The organism is Niallia sp. (genome assembly GCF_031978665.1).
Lineage (GTDB): Bacteria > Bacillota > Bacilli > Bacillales > Cytobacillaceae > Niallia.
In genome coordinates this window covers 211,227-217,722 of the sequence record NZ_DALZDK010000002.1, presented here as the reverse complement: position 1 = coordinate 217,722, position 6,496 = coordinate 211,227, and the positions used below count along the sequence as shown (strand labels likewise).

The 6,496-nt window shown below is 37.6% G+C and carries 7 protein-coding genes; all 7 read left to right on the top strand.

Translation table 11 applies throughout. From position 1 onward, the window contains the following. Positions 1-352 precede the first annotated feature (352 nt). The gene (locus RTL21_RS02210; RefSeq protein WP_312092862.1) at positions 353-1,216 is read left to right on the top strand and encodes a nuclease-related domain-containing protein; all 864 of its coding nucleotides are present in this window, start codon (positions 353-355) and stop codon (positions 1,214-1,216) included. 137 nt (positions 1,217-1,353) lie between these two features. Continuing rightward, positions 1,354-2,853 carry an ATP-dependent helicase ComFA gene (locus RTL21_RS02205; protein WP_312092860.1) on the top strand — a complete coding sequence of 500 codons (1,500 nt, stop codon included), beginning with the start codon at positions 1,354-1,356 and terminating at the stop codon, positions 2,851-2,853. Beyond that, on the top strand, positions 2,850-3,542 hold the full coding sequence (locus tag RTL21_RS02200) for a ComF family protein (protein WP_312092858.1): 693 nt from the start codon (positions 2,850-2,852) through the stop codon (positions 3,540-3,542). The genes RTL21_RS02205 and RTL21_RS02200 overlap by 4 nt, the downstream gene beginning before the upstream one ends. Positions 3,543-3,555: 13 nt before the next feature. Next, positions 3,556-3,954 carry a TIGR03826 family flagellar region protein gene (locus RTL21_RS02195; RefSeq protein WP_312092856.1) on the top strand — a complete coding sequence of 133 codons (399 nt, stop codon included), beginning with the start codon at positions 3,556-3,558 and terminating at the stop codon, positions 3,952-3,954. Positions 3,955-4,145: 191 nt separating this feature from the next. After that, on the top strand, positions 4,146-4,412 hold the full coding sequence (flgM, locus tag RTL21_RS02190) for a flagellar biosynthesis anti-sigma factor FlgM (protein WP_312092854.1): 267 nt from the start codon (positions 4,146-4,148) through the stop codon (positions 4,410-4,412). A 26-nt stretch (positions 4,413-4,438) separates the two neighbouring features. Further along, on the top strand, positions 4,439-4,933 hold the full coding sequence (locus RTL21_RS02185) for a flagellar protein FlgN (protein WP_312092852.1): 495 nt from the start codon (positions 4,439-4,441) through the stop codon (positions 4,931-4,933). 13 nt (positions 4,934-4,946) lie between these two features. Then, on the top strand, positions 4,947-6,494 hold the full coding sequence (flgK, locus tag RTL21_RS02180) for a flagellar hook-associated protein FlgK (protein ID WP_312092850.1): 1,548 nt from the start codon (positions 4,947-4,949) through the stop codon (positions 6,492-6,494). The last annotated feature ends 2 nt before the right edge of the window (positions 6,495-6,496 follow it).

Below are 6,496 nucleotides of genomic sequence, written 5' to 3'. Positions count from 1 at the left end.
AGTCGCAAGTAAGAGTGAGAAAGTCGCAAGTAAGAGTGGAGAAGTCGCAAGTAAAGTGAAGAGTCGCAAGTAAGAGTGGAGAAGTTGCAAGTAAAGTGAAGAGACGCAAGTAAGAGTCGGAAAGTCGCCAGTAAAGTGGAGGAGTCGCCAGTAAAGGTGGAGAAGTCGCAAATAAAAGTGGAAAAGTCGCAAGTAAAAGTACGAAAGCTACAACTAAAATTTCCCTCCACCCTCGTATAAATAGCATAGAAATAAATTAACTCTTCAATAGCCCCAACATTTTTCTAAAATAAGCAGGAATTTTCGCCAAGCTCTAGAATAAAGCAATATAAAATGTAAAGGAAGTGATTAGTTGATTGTTAAACCAATTGAATATCCTTATGGAGCGCTCCAGTTAGAAGCTTTACTCTCTAGAATCAAGGCAAATCATCCTAATATTTTTTTGATTAATCAAGACTATCAATGGAAATTGGCGGGATATAGAGGAGAGAAAGCTGTTGACTTCCCACTTAGTTTTTTACCAGACGAGGACTATTTTATTCTTCATGATATACGGCTTTGGGATGGCAAGCATTTTTTTCAGATTGATGTCTTAATCCTTCACGCAAAATTTGCGTTAATCCTCGAAGTGAAAAACATAGTTGGTGAACTATACTTTGATACTGATTTGCATCAAATGATTCGAATAAAAGGCGAGGAAAAGGAAAAAGAGGCCTTCCCGGATCCTATTCTTCAAGTGAATAGACTTACGAGACAACTCAAGGCTTGGTTAGTTACCAATCAATTCCCCGATATTCCCATTCATCCACTTGTCGTGTTTAGCAATACTAAGTCAATTTTGCGCTTATCCCCTACTCAAATTCAAACTTTTAAAAACACCGTTATTCATAAAGAATACCTACCAGAATTAATTCCAAAACTAACGCACACTTATCAACCATTCGTTCTTTCCGGAGAAACTATAAAGAAATTAATCAAATGCTTAAAAAGAAAACATACACCTTTAAATTCCAGTATATTGCAAAAGTATCAGGTTAATAAATCCGATATCATTTTAGGGGTGAAATGCGAATACTGCAACAAATTTTTGATGAAAAAACATATGCAACATTGGTATTGCCCCGAGTGCAAACATAAGGAAAATCAAGTAATGATAGAGGCTTTAAAAGATTATTACTTTCTTTTCGGAGAAGAAATCACCAATTCTTTAACTTAGAGAATTTCTTCAAATAGATTCTATTTATATTGCTTCAAGAATCCTAGCGAAATTAAACCTGAAAGTAACTGGAGCAGGGAAAAAGACTGTTCACCACTTTTCCTTAAAACTATTTAAATCAAATTAGGAGGAAACTAATGCGGTTTTACTTTAAAGACAATCTGCAAATTCCTACAAAAACAAATCCACCACAATCTTACCGAATATCAGATATTCCACAGCTTCAACTCAAGAAGCCTCCTCTCAAAGAAACTTTCCCATTCAATCCACATCTCCAATCTACTCTTCAAGGCAAGGCGTTACTATTTGAAGAAATTCCCTTTTCCCAAGAAGAAATCCAAGCACATTATGAAAATGGATATTGCACCTACGTGAAGGGGATTGATAAAAATGCGCGCAATAAATATGTCTGCAAGCGATGTGGCAATGAAAATCAGCAGATTTTTGCAAGTTTTCTATGTGCACGATGTAAAGAGGAATGCACGTATTGTCGCAATTGCATGATGATGGGAAGAATCAGTGAATGTACACCATTAATTACTTGGAATGGAACACAGCTGACACAGGAAACTTCAGAAATTGCTTTAAGATGGAGCGGAACACTTTCTCAAGGACAGCAAGAGGCCTCTGATAGAATGGTGGAAATAATTGAAGAGCAATCTGAGTTACTTATCTGGGCTGTGTGCGGAGCTGGAAAAACCGAGATTCTTTTCAAGGGAATCGAAAAAGCATTGCGGCAAAATCAACGAGTGTGCATTGCGACTCCTCGTACTGATGTTGTCCTTGAATTAGCCCCGCGAGTACAGGAGGTTTTTCCAGAGATAAAGGTTCTGCCTGTCTATGGTGGCAGTGAAGATCGCCATCATTTTAGTCCTCTTACAATAAGCACAACGCATCAGCTTTTTCGTTTCCAAGATGCATTTGACCTTGTTATTTTGGATGAGATGGACGCCTTTCCTTATTCTGTCGATAAATCGCTTCAGTACGCTGTGCAAAAAGCGAGAAAAGAACATTCTACGCTTATTTACTTAACCGCAACTCCGGATAAAGCTTGGCAAGAGAAATGTAAGTACAAAAAGATTCAATTCGTCACGATACCTGCACGCTTTCATCAATTTCCTTTACCTGTTCCGAATCTTCAGTGGTGTGGTAATTGGGAAAAAGCATTAAATAAGGATATGCTGCCTGCCCCTCTCATTAACTGGGTTCAAGAACGAGTCACGCAGAATAAACCAATGCTATTATTTGTCCCGAAAATTCATTATATGGAAAAAGTAAAAATGCTTCTACAATCTATTGTAAACAGCTTAGAAACTGTACATGCAGAAGATCCAGAGAGAAAAGAAAAGGTGCAAAAAATGCGTAAGAAAGAAGTCGATTTACTTATTACAACAACCATCTTAGAAAGAGGCGTGACTTTTCCCAATGTGGATGTTGCAGTGTTAGGAGCAGAAAATCAAATTTTTACAGAAAGTGCGCTTGTACAGATTGCGGGAAGGGTTGGGAGGAAAAAAGAATTTCCTGATGGCATGATTACTTTTTTTCATTATGGAAAAACAAACAGCATGGTTTCCGCACGAAAGCAAATAATGACGAGTAATAAAGAGGCAAGAGAAAGGGGGATGCTTTTCCGATGATTTGTGTGATTTGCTTAGCGCCTGTGACTCCGGATTTTAACTGGACGTATCTTTTATCAAAAGAACCAGAATGTTATTTATGTACTGCATGTAAGGAGAAGTTAGAAGTAATTAAGGGAGAAAGTTGTCGGATTTGTGGTCGTCCGCTCTATTTGTTGGATGCAGTTCATGTTAAAGATGGAAGATGTCATGATTGTAGAAGATGGGATGAATCAGTGGAATGGAAAGGCATACTGGAATCGAATCAGTCGTTATTTTTATATAATGATTTTTTGAAGGAAACAATCGCACGTTTTAAGTATAGAGGGGATTTTCGAATTGCAGCTTCATTTTTGTCCTTTTTACCGAAGAATTTAGGGAAAAATAAGGTGGTGATTCCCATTCCATTAAGTGACGAACGATTGTATGAGAGAGGCTTTAATCAAGTGGAGGCCGTTCTTTTTTATGCCAAAATACCTTATTTGAATTGTCTTGTTCGGTTACATAGTGAGAAACAATCGAAAAAAACTAGAAAAGAGCGATTGCAGATAGAAAATCTTTTTTCACTAGAGCAGAAAGAGCAGATAATCGCTCAAGATATTCTCCTTGTTGACGATATATATACTACAGGTTCGACGTTAAGAAATGCGGCGAAGGTATTAAAGGAAGCGGGAGCAAAGTCCATCACTTCTTTTACGATTGCAAGATGAGGAGGAATTACGGATGGCAGAACTAGGGAATTGCCCACAATGTGGAGATATCTATGTGTTAAATAATATTCGCGATGTGTGTCTGAAATGCTATAAGCAAGAAGAAGCGGATTTTGAAAAGGTCTATCAATTTATTCGAAAAAAACAGAACCGAACAGCGCAAATGGATGAAGTAGTCGAAGCGACTGGGGTAGAAAGAACACTGATTTATAAATTTATTAAAAAAGGCAGAATTAAGCTTGCTCAATTTCCTAACCTTGGATATCCATGTGCAAAGTGCGGAACAATTATTCGCGAAGGAAAGCTTTGTCAGCCATGTACAACGGGCATACAAAATGACTTGCATGTAATGGAGAAAGAAGAAGAAAGAAAAAGACAGTTAGAAAAAAGGAACACGTATTTTACACGATAAATTAAAAGCGCCGATTTCAATCGGCGCAATCTACAATCCCCTCTAGGAATATATTCATACACGTGATTTGAAAAGTAGTCATTTTGGCGTATTTTCATAAAATTAGAAGGAAATGTTTAAATAAAACGCTAATCATCCGATACTAGTAATAAGAATAAAACTTGTACGGGGAAGAAAGCGAGGAATATACAATGAAAATTAATAATTATGGAACACAGGGTATTAATCCATATAAAAAAGTAAATAAGGTCGAGCAATCGAATAAAGCGGAAGGAACAAAAGGAGCAGATAAAGTAGAAATTTCTGCAGCTGCGAAAGAACTACAGCAGGTTTCTCAAGTTTCTGCTGCCCGCACGGAAAAAATTGATGCGCTAAAGAAACAAGTGCAAAACGGTACGTATGAAGTAAACCCACAGGATGTAGCAAAAAGCATCTTAAACTTTTATTCCAAAAACTAATCCATTCATAAAAAAGGAGGGCTAACATGTCAGCGACATTATTAATGCAGACGTTAGAAAAGCTTGTGAAGCTACACGAAAGTTTACATGAAGTTGCAAAAAAGAAGACAGAAATTATTAAGGTTGGCGATATGGAAGCCCTTCAGCAAATTATGAAGGATGAACAGGCTCATATTATGAGTATTCAAAAGCTAGAAGAAGCAAGGATGACCATCTCTAAACGAATTGTTGCCGCTGTTCCAGATCCTTCTGTGATGGATTGTGTGAAACATCTTGATCCGCAAGATGCAGCAAATGTTTCTGAAGTTGCCAATCATCTAAAAGAAATCATCATGGATTTAAAAGAAACCAATTCATTGAATCAGCAGCTTCTTCAACAATCCATGCAATTTGTCAATATTTCCTTGAATTTATTCAAGCCGACGCAGAAAAGCATTAATTACGGTAAGCCGAGCGGCAATAATATTCGAACGAATACGATTGGAAAACAAGGAAATAGCTTTTTAAATATTAAGGCATAATGGGGGAAAGAAAATGGCTTCAACGTTTATGGGGTTAGAAACGGCAAGAAGAGGACTTACTGCACAACAAAGTGCTTTATATACGACAGGGAATAATATTGCAAATGCGAATACACTTGGCTACACTCGTCAACGAGTTGATTTACAGCAATCACAAAGCTTCCCATCTGTAGGGACAAATGCACCGAAGATACCAGGTCAAATGGGAACAGGAGTGGAAGCAGGTTCTGTTGTACGTGTGAGAGAAACCTTCCTTGATACACAATATCGTTCAGAGGCCAGCAAGCTAGGCTACTGGGAAAATCGTTCTACAGCGTTAAGCAATTTAGAAACAATCATGAATGAGCCTTCCGATTCTGGTTTAGCTACAGCGATGGATTCCTTCTGGGAATCACTTCAAGATATGGCTGTTGACCCTCAAAATGCTGGTGCTCGTGCTGTTGTCCGTCAACGTGGTATTGCAGTTACTGAAACATTTAGCTACTTACATCAAACTGTTTCTGCTCAAAAAGCAGATGCAAAAAATGAATTGGCCGTATCGGAAAAAGCCATGAATACATTGCTTTCACAGCTTGATCAAGTAAATAAGCAAATTGGCAGTATCGAGCCAAATGGCTATTTACCGAATGATTTATACGATAAAAGAGATACCATACTAGATGAATTATCCCAATATGCAAACATCAAAGTTAGCTATGAAGCTTCAGGCGGAAATGCGTTAGCACAAGCAGAAGGAAAAGCGATTGTAACTCTAGTGGATGATAGTGGAAATGCTCTCGGTACATTAGTGGATAAAGATGGGGTTCATCAAGTAAAAGTAAACCACAATGCAGATGATACAGCTGTTGAATCGATTTCTATTGGAGATACAGTGATTGATATTAATAATTTCAATTCTACTGGAAAATTAAAGAGTGTCGTAGAATCCTATGGTTATAAGGATGAAAATGGACAATTAGCAGGAATATATAATGATATGTTAACAGAATTAGATAATCTTGCTTATACGTTTGCTACAGAGTTTAACAAGATTCATGAAGAAGGTTTGAGCCCAAATGAAATAAATGATGGGGACCAGGCAATTTCTTTCTTTGCTGATTCGGAAAGTGAAGATGGAAGTATAACAGACCGTAACGGTTTTGCGAGCAGAATTACGGTTTCACAAGATATTAAAAATAGCCTAGATAATATTGCGAATGCAGATCCGTCTAATCCAACGCTTGGGGATGCAACATATGTGAGCAAATTAGCGGAAATCTTCAATAATAATTATGATTATGGCAATAACTCTGAGCAGTCTAATTTCCGTAACTATTTTGAAGGAGTTATCGGAAGCATGGCAGTAAGTGCCCAAGAAGCGAATAAAATGACTGCCAATGCTACTACACTCCAGCAAACGGTTGATAACAGACGAATGAGTGTCAGCACAGTTTCCTTAGATGAAGAAATGAGCAATATGATCCAATTCCAGCAAGCATATAATGCATCTGCAAGAATGGTAACGGTAATGGATGAATTGTTAGACAAAATTATTAACGGCATGGGTGTCGGTGGAAGATAGGT

Coding starts and splice junctions, on each gene's coding strand:
- RTL21_RS02205 (WP_312092860.1), top strand. CDS start 1,354: ATGCGGTTTTACTTTAAAGACAATCTGCAAATTCCTACAAAAACAAAT.
- RTL21_RS02200 (WP_312092858.1), top strand. CDS start 2,850: ATGATTTGTGTGATTTGCTTAGCGCCTGTGACTCCGGATTTTAACTGG.
- RTL21_RS02195 (WP_312092856.1), top strand. CDS start 3,556: ATGGCAGAACTAGGGAATTGCCCACAATGTGGAGATATCTATGTGTTA.
- flgM (WP_312092854.1), top strand. CDS start 4,146: ATGAAAATTAATAATTATGGAACACAGGGTATTAATCCATATAAAAAA.
- RTL21_RS02185 (WP_312092852.1), top strand. CDS start 4,439: ATGTCAGCGACATTATTAATGCAGACGTTAGAAAAGCTTGTGAAGCTA.
- flgK (WP_312092850.1), top strand. CDS start 4,947: ATGGCTTCAACGTTTATGGGGTTAGAAACGGCAAGAAGAGGACTTACT.